This is a genomic window from Nocardioides sp. LMS-CY (assembly GCF_018732145.1).
Taxonomy (GTDB): Bacteria; Actinomycetota; Actinomycetes; order Propionibacteriales; family Nocardioidaceae; genus Nocardioides; species Nocardioides soli.
This window is the reverse complement of the sequence record NZ_CP076104.1, coordinates 2,938,088-2,956,171: the sequence shown is the minus strand read 5'-3', so window position 1 is coordinate 2,956,171 and position 18,084 is coordinate 2,938,088. Positions and strand designations below refer to the sequence as shown.

Genomic DNA, 18,084 nt, shown 5'->3' with positions numbered 1-18,084 from the left:
GTCGTGGCCGGCGGCGTCGGGAGCCCGGTCGTGCGCGACACGACGCCCGACGGCACCTGCCCGATCGACACGGCCGCGACGGCCTGCACCGGCGAGACCGCGCCGCCGCCGAGCCTCGCCTACGACCTCTACGAGTACGACGGGAGCACCGGCCGCACCAGCCTGCGCTGGGACCTGCCCGCCGGGTGGTTCGGCCCCAACGAGAGCGGACAGATCACCTTCTCCACCGAGGCCCTGACGGCTTACCACAACGGCAACCCGGTCTCCGCCAACGACACCTGGACCAACACCACGGACCTCGACGCCGACGTGACGACCTTCGACCAGCGCGGGCCGAGCAACCCGCTCGGTCACGACACGAACGCCGTCACCGACGACTCGAGCGCCACCCAGTCCGGCACCGCCGTGACGTTCACCAAGGACGTCGGGATCCCGACCCCCGGCCAGCAGTGCGGCGACGGTCGGTTGGTCAGGTGGCATCCGAGCTTCGCGGCAGGGGTCGGGCCGGGCGACCGCGTCTGCTTCCGACTCACGGCCACCGCGCCCGACTTCCTCGACACCCGCGACGTGTCGATGGTCGACTTCCTGCCCCTCGGCTTCAACTACGAGACCTCGATGCCCGGCCCCGACAACGAGGTGCCCGAGGCGAACATCGCGAACCCCCAGGTCACGCCGCCGTCGCCGACCCAGGCCCAGCAGCGGGTCGACTTCACCCTGATCCCGGGAGAGGTGGTCCAGCCGGCGCAGACCGCCCAGGCGATCATCCAGGCCGTGTTCGTCGCGGCGGACCCGCCCGACCTCGGCACGAACGGGACCACGATCACCAACAGCGCCCGTTACTCCTTCCAGAACACCAACGGCGAGGTCTTCGTCAATCCGGACGACGCGTCGGTCGGGTTCGTCGAGGCACACCTGAGCCTGACCAAGGGCATCAGCGGGCTCAACAGCACGACGTACGACCCGCCGGTCGACCCGCTCCGCGACGTGGTCGAGGGCGACGCGGTCACCTATGCCGTCAGCGTCGCCAACGACGGTGAGCGCGACGCCACGGACGCCGTCGTGTGGGACCTGCTGCCGCAGGGCACCGGTGGCGTCCCGGACGCCACCTGTGCGCAGATCTCGAGCATCGACCACGGCGGCGCGTGCAGCGGCGGCCGGATCACCTGGTCCGGCCTCGACCTCGCCGCGGGCCAGACCATGGTGCTGCACTACACCTGGACCTTGCCCTCCGGCGCCGTGCCGCTCGCGGCGCAGTGGACCAACCACGCGGGCGTGGTGGAGTACCAGTCGGCCACGAACATCGGCACGAGCTTCACCTACGTCCCTCGGAACAACATCGACCCGGGTCGTGAGGACGACGCGAACACCGACCGGGCCGACGACACGGCGAACGTCTACAGCCCCGGCATCGTCCTGACCAAGACGCGGAGCACCGGCGTCGCGGAGACCGGCAACGCCGGGTCGAACCAGGCCACGATCGGCGAGACCATCCACTACACGATCGAGACCCGGCAGCCCGGGGGCACGACGGCCCAGGACTACGTGCTCGACGACACGCTGGTCGGCCGCGGCCAGACGCTGGTCCCGGGCTCGGTGGACGCGAACAGCGGTTTCGTCGCGGAGGGTGCGGAATGCCCCACCTCGGGCGGCACGTCGGCCACCGTGACGACCTCGGGCAACGCCATCCACGCCGAGCTGCCCGGCCCCATGTCGCCGGACGCAGGGCAGGAGGGCTGCTTCCGGCTGACCTTCGACGCCGTGGTCGAGGACGCCGCCGACGACCCGGGCGAGCCGCTCAACCGCCGGCCCGACTCGGTCATCAACGCCACCGACCTGACCTACAGCTTCGACAACGGCTCCGGTCCCGTTGCCGGCTCGGCGCACGCCGAGGTGAGCACCCAGCTCGTCGAGCCCGACATCGCCATCGACAAGGTGGCCGGTGCGAGCACGACGGTGCTGCCCGGCGCGGATGTGCCCTACACGATCGTGGTCACCAACCGGGCCGGCAGCGCGGTCTCGACCGCGCACGACCCGGTCGTGGTCGACGACTTCGACCAGGGGAGGGTCGCCTCCGTCAGCGGCGTCGGCAACGGCGGCGTGGTCGACATGGCCGCGGGCACGATCACCTGGAGCCTCGCCGACCTCGCCCCCGGCGAGTCGGTCACGCTCACCTACACGGTGCGGCTCGCGAGCCCGCTGGACGCCAGCGCGACGATCGCGAACACCGCCGAGGCGACGACGACGTCGCTGGCCGGTGCGAGCGGCGCGGAGCGGTCGGGCCGGGACCCCGGCGCGTCGGCCTGTTCGCCGTCGACCTGCCCGGGCTACCAGGCCACCGACGGCGCCAGCGTCACGGTTGCCGGCCCGATCTTCACCAAGACCACGACGACGCCGCGGACCACGCCCGGCGGCATCGCGACGTACACGCTGCGGGCGGAGTTCCCCCGCGGCCTGAACTTCGGCCAGACGACCATCACCGACGACCTCGCGGGCGACCGCACGGAGTACGTCCGCACCGTGTCGGCCGACTGCACGAACTGCAGCCTGGCGAACCTGACCGCCTTCCTGCGGCCCGAGGACGCCGACCCGCCGGCGACCGACCCGCCGGTCTGGGACCTGGGCGTGGTCGGGGCCTACCGGTTCACGCGCACCTGGACGATCACGTTCGAGGCCCGGACCCTCGACCTGCCTGCGAACGTCGACGGCGCCACCGTGCACAACACGGCCGACCTGGACTACGCGACGGGCACCCTCTCCGACGCAGCCGACGTGCCGGTCGCCGAGCCTTCCGTGACGATCACCAAGCAGGTCGAGACCGATATCGACCCCGGCCCGGCCGACACGGCGCGCGGCAAGGTCGGCGGCACCGTCACCTACCACGTGTCGGTGACCAACGACAGCGACTGGACGGCGTACGACGTGGCCGTCGTCGACGAGCCGGACACCGGCGAGACCGACGGCTGCACGACCGGCACGCCGCGGGTCGCCGTACCGGCCGGCGGCATCGCCGACGGGACGAGTTGGGCGGTCACCGACGACGCGCTGGGCGCGGGCGACGCCTGTCTCGGCTTCACGGTTCCGGTGATCCTGCCGGGTGCGACCGTCGAGATCACCTACACCCTCGACGTCCCCGCGACCTTCCCGGTCGGCGACATCGGGCCCGGACCGGAGCTCGTCAACCGGGCCGACGTGACGGGGTTCTTCGGTCTCACCGAGGCCGACCGTGCCGGCAACGACGAGGCCCGCAGCTACGACGGGCCCGCCGACACGGCGGCGGTCAACCTCGACGGCGGCGAGCTGGGCAACCTGGTCTGGCTCGACGTCGACGGCGACGGCAACGGGCCGGACACCCCGGGTGCCGGCGCCGACCCGGGCGAGCCCGGCATCCCCGGCGTCGACGTGACCGTCACGTGGTTCGGCCCCGACGGCGTGGTCGGTGGCGGGGACGACGAGGTCTACGACCGCACCACGGACGCGGACGGCCGGTGGCTGACCAACAACACGATCAACCCGCCGACCCTGCTGCCGGCCGGCACGTTCCGCGTCGACATCGACACCACGACGCTGCCACCGGGCCTGACGAACAGCTTCGACCCCGACGGCGGTGCCGACAGCACGTCGGAGGTGGCCTTGGCCGAGGGAGCCGAGGACCTCGACCAGGACTTCGGGTACGCCGGCACCCAGAGCCTCGGCGACCGGGTCTGGCTCGACCTCACCCGTGACGGCGCACAGGACCCCGCTGAGCCGGGGCTCAACGGGGTCGGCGTGAGTGTCACCTGGGCCGGGTTCGACGGCGACCTCGGGACCGCCGACGACATCGCCGACTACGGCACCGCGACCACCAGCGGCGACGGCGACTACACCGTCGACGGCCTGCCGACCGGGCGGTTCGAGGTCACCGTCGACGGGCCGTTCCCGGTGGGTGGCCTGACCGAGACCTACGACCTCGACGACGGCACGACCGACCCCGACGGCGTCGCCGTACGCGACCTGGGCGTGGTCGACGACGCCACCGACGTCGACTTCGGGTACGGCGGCACCAACAGCGTCGGCGACACGGTCTTCCTCGACACCGACGGCGACGGCGACCAGGACTCAGGCGACCCCGGTCTCGCCGGCGTCGAGCTCGACGTCACGTGGTGGGGCCTCGACGGCGCCTTCGGGGGAGGCGACGACGTCACGGTCACCCGGACCACCGCCGCGGACGGGACGTACCTCGTCGAGGGCATCCCGAACGGCGACGTCCGCGTCGACGTCGTCACGGGATCGCTGCCCGGCGGGCTGACGCAGACCTTCGACCCCGACGGCACGCTCGACGACTCGACCGTGCGACAGCTCGCCGGGCCCGGCGACGAGGACCTCGACGCCGACTTCGGCTACACCGGCACCCACGAGATCGGCGACCTGGTCTGGCTCGACGTCAACGGTGACGGCGACGGCCCGCGCACCCCGGGTGCCGGCACCGAGCCCGGTGTTCCCGGGCAGCGGGTCCGCGTCGTCTGGGCGGGGGTCGATGGTGCCCTCGAGACCGCCGACGACGTCGTGCTGGGCACGCAGCAGACCGGTGCCGACGGCGGGTGGAGCCAGCCGCGAGTGCCGTCGGGCGTCGTGCGCGCCACGCTCGTCGGCGCCCCCGCCGACCGGATGCGTGTCAGCTACGACCGGGAGGGCGCCCTGGACGGGGTCGGGATCGCGACCGTCACCGGCGACGACCTCGACTTCGACTTCGGGCTCGCCGGCACCGGCTCGATCGGCGACACGGTGTGGCTGGACTTCGACGAGGACGGGACGGTCGACGCGGGAGAGCCGCGGCTCCCGGACGTCGACATCCACCCGACCTGGGCCGGCTTCGACGGCAGCTTCGGCACCGCGGATGACGTCGACTACGGCACGCGGACCACCGACGCGCAGGGCGAGTACGTCGTGGCGAACCTCCCGCCCGGCCGCTACCGGGTCACCGTGGTCGCCGCGACCCTGCCGGCCGGCGTGCGCGCGGTCTACGACCTCGACGGCGGCGGCGACGGCAGCGCCGTGCGCGTCCTCGACCGGGCCGAGGCCGCCCGCGACGTCGACTTCGGGTACGCCGGCACCGGCTCGATCGGCGACTTCGTGTGGTGGGACCTCGACGGCGACGGCGTCCAGGACCCGACCGAGCCCGGCCTCGCCGACGTCGGTGTCACGCTCGACTGGGCCGGCTTCGACGGCGCGTTCGGCACCGCCGACGACGCGCGGCTCAGGCAGCCGACCGAGGGCAAGGGCGGCTACCTCTTCACCGGGCTGCCCGCGGGCGGCTACCGGGTGACGATCGCGAAGGCGGACCTGCCGAGCGGCGTACGCGCGACGGCCGACCCCGACGGCGGCGGCGACTCGGCGTCCGCGCTGACGCTCGCGGGCGGGGAGAGCAACCTCGCCCAGGACTTCGGCTACGTCGGCGACTCCGCGATCGGCGACCTGGTCTGGCGCGACGTCGACCTCGACGGCACCCGGCAGGCCGACGAGGTGGCCCTCGGCGGCATCGGGATCACGGTCACCTACCTTGGTCCCGACGGTGTCGAGGGCGGCGGCGACGACGTCTCGATCCGGCAGACGACCGGCCGCCCGCCGACGACGGCGCCGCGTGTCGCCCGTGGTGGCGCGCCGACCGGCGACGACCCGTACTACCGCGTCGACGGCCTCGCCCCCGGCAGGTACGTCGTGACGCTCGACGGCGCCACGGTGCAGGTGCCCGACGCGCCGGTCTCGGACCTCGACGGCGGCGACCCGACGGTGACCCGGCTGACGCTCACCTCGACGCCGCAGCTCGACGCCGACTTCGCGGTGTTCCGCAACGACGAGCCGACCTTCGACGGCGACGGTGCCGCGGGCGCCGGCATCTCGGTCGCGTGCGACGGCCGCGTCGTGATCGACCCGTTCGCGTTCGTCGGCGACCCCAACGGCGACGAGCTGCACATCGTCACGGGTTCGATCGAGGTCCCCGCCGACGTCACCGTCGAGCGCACCGACCACGGCAGGCTGCGGATCGGCACCACCGGCGACGACGACTTCACGGTCCGCTACCGGGTCGCCGACGGCCGGGGCGGCACCGTCACGGTGCGTATCCCGATCGAGGTCTCGACGAGCTGTGCCGACGGTGGCACCGACGACGGGGACGACGGCGGCGGGATCCCGCTGCCCGGCACCGGCGCCGACGTGCCGCCCTGGCTGTTCGGCCTCGGCCTCGGTCTGCTGCTGGCGGGCGCGGTCGCCGTCGGGCTGGGACTCCGCCGCCGCGAGCACGGCTGACCCGCTGACAGTGGTTGCGCTAGCAGCGGCTCGAAACCGCCGCCCACCTGGCAGCCGAAACCCGCACGACACGCCGGTGATCCGCGGCGTGTCGTGCGGGTTTCACCGGCCAGCCGCCGAAACCCGCAGGGCCGGGAGCCGCTGCAAACCGTCGCGGACCCTCGGTGGAGGCGTGCGGCCCAGACCTGGCGGCGGGCGCGGGCGCCGTCAGCCGGATCGCGCGCGGCTGACGGCCTCGTCGACGTCGTGGCAGAGGCCACCCCGCTCGGCGAAGTCGGCGAACCACGCAGAGTGCCGGGCCGCCCGGACGGAGCGCTCCGGCAGCCCGGCGATGAGCAGGTCGATGCCCTCGCGGTCGAGGTCGGTCGCGAGCCCCTCGATCACGTCGAGGAACGGCATCGTCACCCAGCTCACCTCGAGCGCCTCCAGCACCACCGCACGCGGTCGTGCGGCGAGGGCGGCCGCGAACACCGCGTCCTGGGTGGGGCGGGCGTTGCCCGTGTAGAGCGGTCCGCCGACGTGGAGCAGCAGCAGGTCGTCGTACGCCGGCACGGCGACCCCGGCCTCGGGCGGGACGAGCGTCCAGCCGCCGCCCGGGCGCGGATAGAGCGGCCGGGACTGGTCGCGGCTGACGGCCCGGAGCACCAGCACCAGCGTCAGCGCGACGCCGAGCCCGACCGCGACCAGCAGTCCCGCGGTGAGCCCGACCACGGCGGTGCCGGCCGCCACCCAGAACTCGCCGCGGTCGACCCGGCGCAGCCGCACGAAGTCGGGCGGCGAGACCAGTCCGAGCACGGCGACCAGCACCATCGCGGCGAGGATCGCCTGGGGCAGGTCGTCGAGAACCGGCCCCAGGAAGAGCGCCACCAGCACCGCGAGCACGGCGGTGGTGAGGCCGGCGAGCTGCGAGCGGGCGCCGGCCCGCTGGTTGACCGCGCTCTGGGAGAAGCCTCCGGCGGGCGGCAGGCACTGGCTCAGGCCCCCGGCCAGCGCGGCGACGCCGTTGGCCAACAGCTCCTGGTCGCTGTCGATGGGAGGCTCGTTGCGCTCCCGCTGCGCCCGGGCGACCAGCACGGTCTCCATGAAGGCCATCACCGCGATCGCGAGCGCGCCCGGCACCAGCGCGCCGACGTCTCCCCACATCGGCATGGTGGGGGTCGGCAGGCCCGAGGGCACTTCGGCGATCAGCGCGAGACCATGCTCCTCGACGTCGGTCAGCGCCACGAGCAGGATCGCCCCGACCACCACGACCAGGGGACCCGGCACCTGAGGCGCGAAGCGCCGCAGCAGGTACAGCGTGGCCACCGCGATCGCCGAGACGACGACCGTCGTGAGGTCGGCCTCGTCGAGCTTCGACAGGGTGTCGACGAGCTTGTCGAAGAAGCCGCCCCCGCCGTCGTCGTCGCTCACCCCCAGCAGGGTCGGCAGCTGGGTCACGGCCACGGTCAGCCCGACCCCGGTCTTGACCCCGACCATCGTCGCCGGACTGATCTGCTCGACCAGGGAGCCGAGCCGGAAGAGCCGCATCGCGAGCAGCGCGACCCCGACCAGCACCGTCAGCGTGAAGGCGTCGCGGAGCGTCTCGTCGGCGGACCGCTGGTCGGGCAGCACGCTCAGCGTCGAGGCCGTGAGGATGGCGATGGTCGACGTGGTCGAGATGCTCAGCGACCGGGAGCCGCCCAGCAGCGCGTAGACCAGCATCGGCAGCATGCACGTGTAGAGGCCGACCTCGACCGGCAGCCCCGCGATCGTCGCGTACGCCATCGCCTGGGGGATCACGACGGTGCCCGCCGCGACGCCCGCCAGTACGTCGTACCGGACCCGCCCGCGGCCGTAGCCGTGGAGCGTCGGGAGGAGCCAGGCGGGCACGCCTCACCCAAACGTGACGGGCCCTGCGGCGCCTCACCCGCATCGGGTGAGGCGCCCGCGCCGCCGGACCCACAGGCTGGACGCTCCCGGCGGGACAGCCTCGCGGCGGCCGGACCAGTGATCCAGGAGTACCAGGAGACGATGGCTGCTACCAGCGCTCACCCGGCTCGCCTCTTCACGTCGCTGGGCGGCTACCGGCGGTCGTGGCTGCGCGGCGACGTCGTCGCCGGGCTGACCGTCTGGGCGGTGCTGGTGCCGGAGTCGCTCGCCTACGCGACGATCGCGGGCGTCTCGCCGGTGGTCGGCCTCTATGCGGCGGTGCCGGCCCTGCTGCTGTACGCCGTGTTCGGGAGCTCGCGGCAGCTGGTGGTGGCGACCATGTCCGGCACCGCGGCACTGTCGGCCTCGGTGGTGGCGGACGCCGCGACGCCGGGCACCGAGGCCTTCGTCGTCACCACCGCGGCACTCGCCGTGGTGGTCGGCCTGCTGGGCATCGTGGCGGGCCTGTGCCGGATGGGCTTCCTCGCGTCGTTCATCTCCGAGCCGGTGCTCAAGGGCTTCATCGTCGGCCTGGCGCTGACGATCATCATCGGCCAGGTGCCCGCGCTGCTGGGCATCGACAAGCCTGCCGGAGACTTCTTCGAGAAGCTGTGGGGCATCCTCGCCGAGCTCTCGAGCGTCGACGGGCTCACCGTCCTCGTCGGCGGCTCGGCCCTGGTGGCGATCCTGCTCCTCAAGCGGCTGCTACCCCTGGTGCCGGCGTCGCTCGTGGCCGTGCTGGCCGGCATCGCGGCGGTCGCGATCTTCGGTCTCGACGACCACGGCGTCGCTGTGGTCGGCTCCATCGAGGCCGGCCTGCCCGCGGTCGGGCTGCCCGACCTGGGCCTGCGGGACTACCTGGACCTCGTCGGGCCCGCCGCCGGCGTCCTGCTGATCGGGTTCGCCGAGGGCCTGGGCGCCGCGAAGACGTACGCCGTCCGCGAGGGGTACGAGATCGACGCGAACGCCGAGCTCATCGGCATGGGCACCGCGAACGTCGGCTCCGGTCTCGCGAGCGGCATGATCGTCAACGGCAGCCTCTCGAAGACGGCGGTCAACGGCGCCGCGGGCGCCAAGTCCCAGGTGTCCGGCATCACGGTGGCGCTCCTGACCCTGGTCACGCTGCTGTTCCTGACCGGACTGTTCGAGCAGTTGCCCGAAGCGGTCCTCGCGGCCGTGGTGATCGCCGCGGTCATCGAGCTCGTCGACATCGCCTCGCTGCGCCGGCTCTACGGCGTGTGGACCGGGCCGCTCGGCAGGATCTACCACGTCACGGCGCGCGTCGACTTCATCGCGGCCGTCACGACCATGGTCGGAGTCCTCGTCTTCGACACCCTGCCCGGCCTCTTCATCGGCATCGCGGTGTCGCTGCTGACCCTGCTCTACCGGTCGTCGCGACCGCACGTCGCCCGGCTGGCCCGGGACCCCGGCCCCCCGCCGACCTGGGTCGACCTGGCGCGGCGGCCCGAGCTGGCCGCCGACGAGGAGCTCGTGGTGGTGCGGGTCGAGGCGGGGCTCTACTTCGCCAACGCCGACGTCGTCCGCGACGCCATCACCGGCATGGTGGGTCCGCGGACCCGGACCGTCGTCCTGGACGCCGAGACCGTGCCGACCATCGACGTGTCCGGTGCGTCCATGCTCGCGACGCTCCGGACCGATCTGGAGCGCCGAGGCGTCCCACTACTGATCGCCAAGAGCATCGGCCAGGTCCGCGACGTCGTGTCGACGGCGGAGTCCGTCGACGTCATCGCCGGGCGCTACCCCAGCGTCGACGCGGCCGTGGCCGCGGCGCGGACCGCTGAGACCGCTCAGCAGCACGAAGACCCTCCCGCACCGGGGGAGAGGAAGGATCGAGGATGACGACCAGCGCAGACCTGTCCACCGCACTCGGTGACCTGCTGCCCGCGGCACTGGGTGTCGCGATCAGCCCGGTGCCGATCATCGCGACCGTGCTCATGCTGCTCTCGAAGCGGGCCCGCGTCACCGCGCCGGCGTTCGCCGTCGGGTGGATGCTCGGCACCACCCTGGTGCTCGTCGTCGTGCTGCTGCTCGCCGGCCCCGACGGGATCGACACCGGCGGGTCGTCGGACCTGACCGGGTGGATCAAGCTCGTCCTGGGCCTGCTGTTCCTGCTGCTGGCGGCGCACACCTGGCGCGGTCGTCCCCGGCCGGGCCAGGACGTCGTACCGCCGAAGTGGATGTCGGGCCTGGACCGGACACCGCCCCTGGTCGCACTCGGCCTGGGCGCGGCGCTGTCGGGCCTCAACCCGAAGAACCTGGCCCTGGCCGTGACCGGCGGTGTCGCCATCGCCTCGAACGGCCTCGACACCACCGAGTCGGTGATCGCGGTCGTCGTGTTCGTGCTGATCGCGAGCACGCTGGTGGTCGGCCCGGTCGTCGCGTTCCTGGTCGCGGGCGACCGGATGACGCATCCGCTCAATGCGCTCAAGGACTTCATGGAGGTCCACAACAGCGCGATCATGGTGGTGCTGCTCGGGATCCTCGGCCTGTCCAGCCTGGGCAAGGGGCTCGGCGTGCTGCTCGGCTGAGCGCCTGCCCGGGGGCCTCCATCCGGGGCGCGGTCGGGCCGTCAGGCTGCGGGCGGATCCGCCGCGGTCTCCGCCGGATCGTCCTTGTTGGAGATCAGCGAGCGCATCCAGCGGGTGGTCGGATCGACGTCGACCAGCAGCGCCTTGGCGAAGAGCGTCAGCGGGATCGCGAGCAGCGCACCGAGCGGGCCGATCACCCATGCCCAGAAGACGAGCGAGATGAAGGACAGCGTGGTCGACAGGCCCACCGCGTCACCGACGACCTTCGGCTGGATCACCGACTGGATGACCACGTTGAGGACGCAGTAGATCGCGATCACCGCCAGCATCAGGCCCGGGCCCCCCTCGAGCAGCGCGAGGATCGCCGGCGGGATCAGGCCGATCACGAAGCCGATGTTGGGGATGTAGTTGGTGATGAAGGCCAGCAGGCCCCACAGGAACGGTGCCGGCACGCCGAGCAGTGCCAGGGCGATCGTGTCGAAGACCGCGACGATCAGGCCGAAGACCGTCGAGACCGCGAGGTAGCGCCGGGTGCCCCGCGCGAAGTCGCTGACGGCGTCGACCAGGGCGGGGCGGGCCCGCCGCGCCCGCTCCAGCTGCCGCGGGAACGAGCCGCCGTCCATCGTCATGAAGAGCACGAGCGCGAGGATGAAGAACAGGTTCGAGACGAGACCCATCAGCTCCGTGAGCAGCGCCCCGACGAACGAGCCGAGCTGGCCGAGGCTGAAGGAGGAGCCGACCTTCTCGACCTGCTCCTGGCTCACGCCGGCGTTGGTGAGCCACGCGGTCAGATCGTCGATTCGCTGCGAGGCCTCGTCGGTGTACTCGGGGAGCAGCGTCGCGAACCGGGCCACCGAGACCACGACGGCCAGCGCCAGGCCGAGGAGCAGCGCGTAGATCGCCACCGTGCAGACCAGCGAGGACGCCCACGAGGGCATCCAGGCGTCGAGCCACCGGCGCATCGGATGCGCCAGGATCGTCAGCACCAGCGCCAGGAAGGTCGGCGCGAGGATGTCGGCCGCCGACCTCATGCCCGCGATGACGATGACGGTCGCCGCCAGGCCGCCGAGGACCAGCACCCCGCGCGGCAGCACCGGACGGCTCGGCTCGCTCGTGATCACCACGTCCCACTCCGCCTTCCCGCTAGTGGCCGCCACCGGAAGTTCTTCGGGTGGCCCGAGGAACTTCCAGCGACGACCGCTAGCCCCCGCCATCGTCGGGGCGAGCCGGGGCCGTCGGATCACCCGAGTCGGGTGATCTGGCCCGTCCGCTCACCCGGCCCCGCTCGCGTCAGTCGCTGCCCGGCACGATGCGCAGGTCGCGCACGGCGCCGCCGTCGAGGGCGGCCAGCGCCTCCTGGTACGCCGCGCTGTCGTGCGCCGCCTCCGCCTGCGCCACGGACTCGAACTCGATGACCACCGTGCGGGTCCGCTGCCCGGACTCGTAGACGACCTCGGGCAGTCCCCGGGCCACGAACCTGCCGCCACCTCCGGTCAGCGCCGGACCGGCCAGCGCGGCGTACGCCGCCAGCTTGGCCTCGTCGGTGACCTCCACGTAGGTGCTGATCCAGTACGCCGTCATGGCGTCATCGTGCCGCACCCGTGGGACGGCGCGCCGGTCGGTTCGCGGAGCGACCGCTCGCGGCACCGAGCGAACACGTGACAGGCGCCACACCAGGGACTACCTTGCAGGTGAACAAGAACGCGTTCTACTTTTCCGAGGGAGTCAGCATGAAGACCCGCGCAGCCATCCTGTGGGAGCCGCACACCGAGTGGAGTGTGGAGGACATCGAGCTCGACCCGCCGAAGCGTGGCGAGCTCCTCGTCAAACTGGCCGCCTCGGGCCTGTGCCACTCCGACGAGCACATGGTCACCGGCGACATGGTGCTCGACCCGGAGCTCGCCGAGGCCTTCGGGCTCAAGCAGTTCCCGGTCATCGGCGGACACGAGGGCGCCGGCGTCGTCCAGGAGATCGGCCCGGACACGGTCGGCTTCGAGGTCGGCGACCACGTCGTGTTCAGCTTCATCCCCTCCTGCGGGAGGTGTCCGTCGTGCTCGACCGGCCAGCAGCACCTGTGCGACCTCGGCGCGTTCCTGCTCAGCGGCATGCAGCTCTCGGACTTCTCCTACCGCCACCACGCCAAGGACGGCCGCGACCTCGGCATCATGGTCGGCCTCGGCACGTTCTCGCCCTACACCGTGGTCAACGTCGACAGTGCGGTGAAGATCGACAAGAGCATCCCGCTCGAGAAGGCCGCGCTCGTCGGCTGCGGCGTGACGACCGGCTGGGGCTCCGCGACGTACGCCGCGGACGTGCAGTCGGGCGAGACCGTGGCCGTGGTGGGCATCGGCGGCATCGGCATGAGCGCCGTCCAGGGCGCGGCGATGGCCGGCGCTCGGCACGTCGTCGCGATCGACCCGGTCGCCTGGAAGCGCGAGAAGGCGCTCACCCTCGGCGCCACCCACACCGCGGCGTCCATGGAGGAGGCGCAGCCGCTGATCAGCGAGATCACCCAGGGCGCGATGGCCGACAAGGCGATCCTCGCGGTCGGCCTCGCGACCGGAGATCTGATCGCGCCGATGATGAGCCTGGTCAAGAAGGCCGGCCGGGGCGTCGTCACCGCGGTCGCCAACATGATGGCCGACGAGGTGAAGCTGAACCTCTTCGAGATGTCGATGATGCGCAAGGAGCTGGTCGGCTGCATCTTCGGCAACGCCAACCCGCGCTACGACATCCCGCGCCTGCTCAACCTCTACATGGAGGGCCGGCTCAAGCTCGACGAGATGGTCACCACGACGTACACGCTCGACGACATCAACCAGGGCTACCAGGACATGCGCGACGGCAAGAACATCCGGGGCGTCATCGTCTACGACTGATCCTCATCTCGGCGCGGCTGGGATTGGGTGCTACACACACGCCCGGTGGTCGTGCGGGTTTCGGCTGCCAGCAGCCGAAACCCGCACGACGGCGACCCCTACGCGACCTCGGCGTCCATCGCCGCGACGTAGTCGCTCTTGATTGCCCGCCAGGCCTCGTCGGTCATCGTGCGCCGCCAGTACGGCGAGCACGACATGCTGGACCGGTCGAGGCCGCGGTCGGTGAGCAGGTGGCGGCGGATCGCCCGGATCTCGTCGGCCTCGCCGTGGACGAACGCGTGCACCCGGCCGGACGGGAACTCCAGGTCGGCCACCGCGTCGGCGAGCAGGTCGACGTCGTCGTCGGCGCCGGTGCGGTGCAGCCAGACGAGGTCGAGCTCACCGGGGCAGGTCAGCGCGATCTCGTGCTCCGGGCCGTCGCAGACCAGCCGCACCACGGCCCGGCTGCCGGCGGGGACCGCCGCGAGCGAGACCGCGATCGCCGGCAGCGCCGACTCGTCGCCGGCCAGCAGGTGCCAGTCTGCGGCGGGGTCCGGGCGATAGCCGCCGCCGGGACCCTCGAAGACCAGGATGTCGCCGACCCGCGCCCCGGCCGCCCACGGACCGGCGACACCGTGGTCGCCGTGCACCACGACGTCGAGGGTCAGCCGGCCGGCCGCGCCGTCCCAGTCGCGCACGGTGTAGCGACGGCGCACCGGCCAGTGCTCCTTGACGTGCTGCTCCTTGACGTCGGCGGGGGCGAAGACCCCGGCGTACGGCGCACCCGGGGGCGGGATCGCGACGTTGACGTAGGTGTCGGTGGTGTCGGGCAGCTCGAAGCCGGTGAGGCCGTCGCCGCCCAGCACCACCCGCACCAGCGCGGGCGTCACCCACTCCGTGGTCTCCACCTGTCCGTGCCATGCCGGCATCCGGGCTCCTCTCGTCGTACGGCTCGTCGTCCGGCCGCCTACTTAGGCTACCCTTAGTTCAATGGACGCGCGCTCGCGGTATCTCGATCCGATTCTCTCCCGCCGCCGGTCCGCGCGCGCCGACGTGACCGTGCAGCCGGCGTGAGCGCGGAGCAGGTCCCGGCGACGCCGGGCGCGCTGATCCGGCGCACGGTACGCCGCCAGCGGCGCCGCCTGCTGGGCGCGATCGCGCTGATCACGCTGTGGCAGGTGTGCGAGGCCGCGGTCCCGGTCCTGATCGGCGTGGTGATCGACCGGGCCGTCGCCTCCGGCGACCTGGAGCGACTGGTGCTGTGGTGCGCCGTGCTGTGCGTGCACTTCGCGGTGCTGAGCTTCTCCTACCGGTTCGGGTCGCGGATCGGCTTCCGGGCGGTCCAGGAGGAGGGCCACCTGCTGCGCACCGAGGTCTCGGCCCACGTGCTGTCGGCCCGTGGCGCGCGGACCGACCGACTGCCGGGCGACGTGCTCGCCCTTGCGACCGGGGACGCCGAGCTGGTCGCGGGAGTCGTGCGCCAGCTGACCTTCACGGTCGCCGGCACCGCCGGCCTGGTGATCAGCGCGATCGTGCTCGCCACGATCGACCCACTGGTCGCGGTGGTCGTGCTCGTCGGCGTACCTGTCGTGCTGGTGTGCACCCAGGTGCTCGCGCCCCGGCTCGCCCACCGTGCCCACGAGCGCCAGGAGGCGATCGGCCGAGCGACCGGGCTGGCGACCGACCTGGTGCGCGGCCTGCGCCCGCTCAAGGGCATCGGCGCCGAGCGGGTGGCCCACGCGCGCTACCGCCGGCAGAGCCAGGACGCCATGGGCGCCAGCATCGCCGCCGCTCGCTGGGAGGGGCTGCTCTACGGGCTGACCAGCGGGCTCAGCCTCGCCTTCCTCGCGGTCGTCGCGCTGGTCGCCGGCCACCGGGCGCTCGACGGCGGGATGAGCATCGGCGAGCTGGTCGCCGTGGTGGGCCTGGCCCAGTTCGTCGCCGAGCCGATGGGGATGATCGCCTACCTGGTCGCCCAGCTCGCTCGGTCGCGGGCGTCGGCACGGCGCATCCTCGGCGTGCTCGCCGCTCCGCCGCTCGTGCGGGCCGGCGATCGCACCGCGGTCGCGTCCGACCTCGAGCTCGACGGCGTCGTCGCCGGCACCCTCGTCGACGTCTCCGCGCGCGTCGCGCGCGGCGAGGTCGTCGCCGTCGTGGCCGAGGATCCCTCCGACGCGGGCACCCTGATCCGGCTGCTGCACGGCGAGGAGGTGCCCGACCGCGGTGCGGTGCTGCTCGGCGGTGTGCCCCTGACCGAGCTCACCATCGCGGAGTCGAGGCGGCTGCTGGTCGTGGCCGAGCACCACGTCGACCTCTTCGAGGGCACCCTGCGCAGCAACGTCGACCCCGCGGGTCGGATCGGCGAGGAGCGGTTCGACGAGGTGCTGCGCGCGTCCTCGGCACACGACCTCCCCGACGAGCCGGTGACCGTCAACGGAACCACCCTCTCCGGCGGCCAGCGCCAGCGGCTCGGCCTGGCCCGCGCGCTCGCCGCCGCGGCACCCGTCCTGGTGCTGCACGACCCCACGACCGCTGTCGATGCCGTGACCGAGCAGCGGATCGCGGAGGGCATCGACGCCGTACGCCGGGCCGACGGTGCCACGCTCGTGCTGACCAGCAGCCCCGCGCTGCTGGCGCGGGCCGACCGGGTGCTGCACCTGGTCGGCGGCCGGGTGGTCGCGGTCGGGACGCACGTCGAGCTCGCCGAGCTGGACGAGTACCGCGCGGCGGTGCTGCGATGAGTGCCCACCAGCTCCCGGTGGCCACGCCGCGCGAGGCCGGGGCGCTCGCCCGCCGACTGCTGCGCCGGCGCCCGGCGGCGCTGACGCTGTGCGCGCTGATGTTCGCGGTCGAGGGCCTGACCGGACTGGTCGGGCCGTGGATGCTCGGGCGCATCGTCGACGTCGTCGTGTCGAACGGCTCGGCGGCGCAGCTCACCGGGCCGGTGCTGTGGATCCTCGGTGCCGCAGTGGTGGGCGGGACGGCGACGGCGCTGTCGATCGCGCTGCTGGCCCGCACCGCCGAGCCGGCCCTGGCCGATCTGCGCGAGATCGTCGTCGAGCGGTCGCTGGGGCTCGAGGCCGGCGAGCTCGAGGCGGCCGGGCAGGGCGACCTGCTGTCGCGGGTCGGCGACGACGTACGCCTGATCACCGAGTCGTTCACCGAGGTGATCCCGATCCTGGTGAACTCCGCGATCGCGGTGGTGTTCACGGCCATCGGGCTCTTCGCGCTCGACTGGCGGCTCGGCCTCGCCGGCCTGGTGGCGGCGCCGTTCTACGTGCTCGGCCTGCGGTGGTACCTGCCGCGGTCGGGGCCGTACTACCGCCGCGAGCGCGAGGCGAACGCCGCGCGCGCCGAGGCGCTGCTGACCGGCGTGCACGCCAGCCGCACGCTGCGGGCCTACCGCATGGCCGACCGGCACCAGGCCGTGACCGAGGAGGCGTCGTGGCGCTCGACCCAGCTGTCGATCGACGTCTACCGGCTGCTGACCCGCTTCTGGGCACGCAACAACCGGGCCGAGGTGATCGGGTTGCTGGCGATCCTCGCGACCGGCTTCGCGCTGGTCGACGCCGACGCGGTGACCGTCGGCGCGGTGACGTCGGCCGCCCTGCTCTTCCACCGGCTCTTCAACCCGATCGGCGCGCTGATCGCGCTCTTCGACGAGGCGCAGTCGGCCGGGGCGTCGCTGGTCCGGCTGGCGGGCATCGCGCTCCTGCCCGCGCCGGTGCCCGTGCCCGACGCCCGCCGCCCGGACGACGGACACCTCGTCGTACGCGACCTGCACCACGAGTACGTCGCGGGTCGGCCCGCCGTCGACACCGTGTCACTGGACGTGGCGCCCGGGCACCGGGTCGCCGTGGTCGGCGCCTCGGGCGCGGGCAAGACGACCCTGGGCGCGGCCGTCGCGGGCCGGCTGCGGCCGACGCGAGGCACGGTGTCGCTCGGCGGCGTGCCACTCGCGGGGCTGGACGGCGCGGGCCGGCCACCCGTGGCGATCGTGAGCCAAGAGGTGCACGTGTTCGCGGGCACGGTGCGCGACAACCTGACGCTCGCGGCGCCGTCGGCGACCGACGAGGACTTGCTCGCCGTCTTGGACGCGGTGGGCGCTCGGGCGGCGGTCGCGGCGCTGCCCGACGGCTTGGCGACCGCGGTCGGCGACGGGGCGTCGACCCTCACGCCGGCGCTCGCGCAGCAGCTGGCGCTGGCGCGAGTGCTGCTCGCCGACCCGCTGGTGGTCGTCCTCGACGAGGCGACGGCGGAGGCGGGCTCGGCCGGCGCCCGTTCGCTCGAGCGGGCGGCGACCGCGGTGGCATCCGGGCGCACCTCGCTCACCATCGCCCACCGCCTCACCCAGGCCGTCGACGCCGACGAGATCGTGGTGATGGACGCCGGCCGGGTCGTCGAGCGGGGCCGGCACGACGAGCTCGTCGCCGCCGGGGGTGCCTACGCCGAGCTGTGGGCGGCCTGGGCCGGGCGCTGAGCGGGCT

10 protein-coding genes are annotated in these 18,084 nt (G+C 73.1%); 6 read left to right on the top strand and 4 right to left on the bottom strand.

All coding sequences use genetic code 11. From position 1 onward, the window contains the following. The first annotated feature begins 30 nt into the window (after nucleotides 1–30). The gene (locus KM427_RS14220; RefSeq protein ID WP_215524284.1) at nucleotides 31–6,282 is read left to right on the top strand and encodes an SdrD B-like domain-containing protein; all 6,252 of its coding nucleotides are present in this window, start codon (nucleotides 31–33) and stop codon (nucleotides 6,280–6,282) included. Nucleotides 6,283–6,489: 207 nt separating this feature from the next. On the opposite strand, the gene KM427_RS14215 is transcribed toward KM427_RS14220, so the two are convergent. Further along, complete coding sequence (locus KM427_RS14215; RefSeq protein WP_215524283.1) at nucleotides 6,490–8,151, bottom strand: SulP family inorganic anion transporter; 1,662 nt, start codon at nucleotides 8,149–8,151, stop codon at nucleotides 6,490–6,492. Between the two features lie 141 nt (nucleotides 8,152–8,292). Here KM427_RS14215 and KM427_RS14210 point away from each other — a divergent pair, with 141 nt between their 5' ends. Continuing rightward, nucleotides 8,293–10,050: a SulP family inorganic anion transporter gene (locus KM427_RS14210; RefSeq protein ID WP_215524282.1), complete on the top strand. Its 1,758-nt coding sequence runs from the start codon at nucleotides 8,293–8,295 to the stop codon at nucleotides 10,048–10,050. Beyond that, nucleotides 10,047–10,739 carry a GAP family protein gene (locus tag KM427_RS14205; RefSeq protein ID WP_215524281.1) on the top strand — a complete coding sequence of 231 codons (693 nt, stop codon included), beginning with the start codon at nucleotides 10,047–10,049 and terminating at the stop codon, nucleotides 10,737–10,739. Before KM427_RS14210 ends, KM427_RS14205 begins: the two co-directional genes overlap by 4 nt. A gap of 41 nt (nucleotides 10,740–10,780) precedes the next feature. Here the strand turns inward: KM427_RS14205 and KM427_RS14200 are convergent, their stop codons facing one another. Both KM427_RS14200 and KM427_RS14195 read right to left on the bottom strand, forming a co-directional pair. Then, nucleotides 10,781–11,896: an AI-2E family transporter gene (locus tag KM427_RS14200; protein ID WP_252274498.1), complete on the bottom strand. Its 1,116-nt coding sequence runs from the start codon at nucleotides 11,894–11,896 to the stop codon at nucleotides 10,781–10,783. 133 nt (nucleotides 11,897–12,029) lie between these two features. Next, entirely contained in the window at nucleotides 12,030–12,320 is a 291-nt protein-coding gene (locus KM427_RS14195; protein ID WP_215524280.1) for a DUF1330 domain-containing protein, read from the bottom strand. Between the two features lie 149 nt (nucleotides 12,321–12,469). Between KM427_RS14195 and KM427_RS14190 the strand changes: the two genes are divergently transcribed. Then, entirely contained in the window at nucleotides 12,470–13,618 is a 1,149-nt protein-coding gene (locus KM427_RS14190; protein ID WP_183594451.1) for an NDMA-dependent alcohol dehydrogenase, read from the top strand. Between the two features lie 98 nt (nucleotides 13,619–13,716). Here the strand turns inward: KM427_RS14190 and KM427_RS14185 are convergent, their stop codons facing one another. Further along, a complete protein-coding gene (locus KM427_RS14185) occupies nucleotides 13,717–14,526 on the bottom strand; it encodes a siderophore-interacting protein (RefSeq protein WP_215524279.1) in 810 nt (269 codons plus the stop codon). Between the two features lie 141 nt (nucleotides 14,527–14,667). Here KM427_RS14185 and KM427_RS14180 point away from each other — a divergent pair, with 141 nt between their 5' ends. Together KM427_RS14180 and KM427_RS14175 are read left to right on the top strand one after the other, a co-directional pair. Beyond that, nucleotides 14,668–16,338, top strand: a complete 1,671-nt coding sequence (locus KM427_RS14180; protein WP_215524278.1) for an ABC transporter transmembrane domain-containing protein — start codon at nucleotides 14,668–14,670, stop codon at nucleotides 16,336–16,338. After that, nucleotides 16,335–18,077 (top strand): ABC transporter ATP-binding protein, encoded by a 1,743-nt coding sequence (locus KM427_RS14175; RefSeq protein WP_215524277.1) that lies wholly within the window; start codon nucleotides 16,335–16,337, stop codon nucleotides 18,075–18,077. The genes KM427_RS14180 and KM427_RS14175 overlap by 4 nt, the downstream gene beginning before the upstream one ends. Nucleotides 18,078–18,084 lie beyond the last annotated feature (7 nt).

Excerpts from the sequence above, each read along its gene's own strand:
- KM427_RS14190 (WP_183594451.1), top strand. The coding sequence starts at position 12,470 with ATGAAGACCCGCGCAGCCATCCTGTGGGAGCCGCACACCGAGTGGAGT.
- KM427_RS14185 (WP_215524279.1), bottom strand. The coding sequence starts at position 14,526 with ATGCCGGCATGGCACGGACAGGTGGAGACCACGGAGTGGGTGACGCCC.
- KM427_RS14205 (WP_215524281.1), top strand. The coding sequence starts at position 10,047 with ATGACGACCAGCGCAGACCTGTCCACCGCACTCGGTGACCTGCTGCCC.
- KM427_RS14175 (WP_215524277.1), top strand. The coding sequence starts at position 16,335 with ATGAGTGCCCACCAGCTCCCGGTGGCCACGCCGCGCGAGGCCGGGGCG.
- KM427_RS14195 (WP_215524280.1), bottom strand. The coding sequence starts at position 12,320 with ATGACGGCGTACTGGATCAGCACCTACGTGGAGGTCACCGACGAGGCC.
- KM427_RS14210 (WP_215524282.1), top strand. The coding sequence starts at position 8,293 with ATGGCTGCTACCAGCGCTCACCCGGCTCGCCTCTTCACGTCGCTGGGC.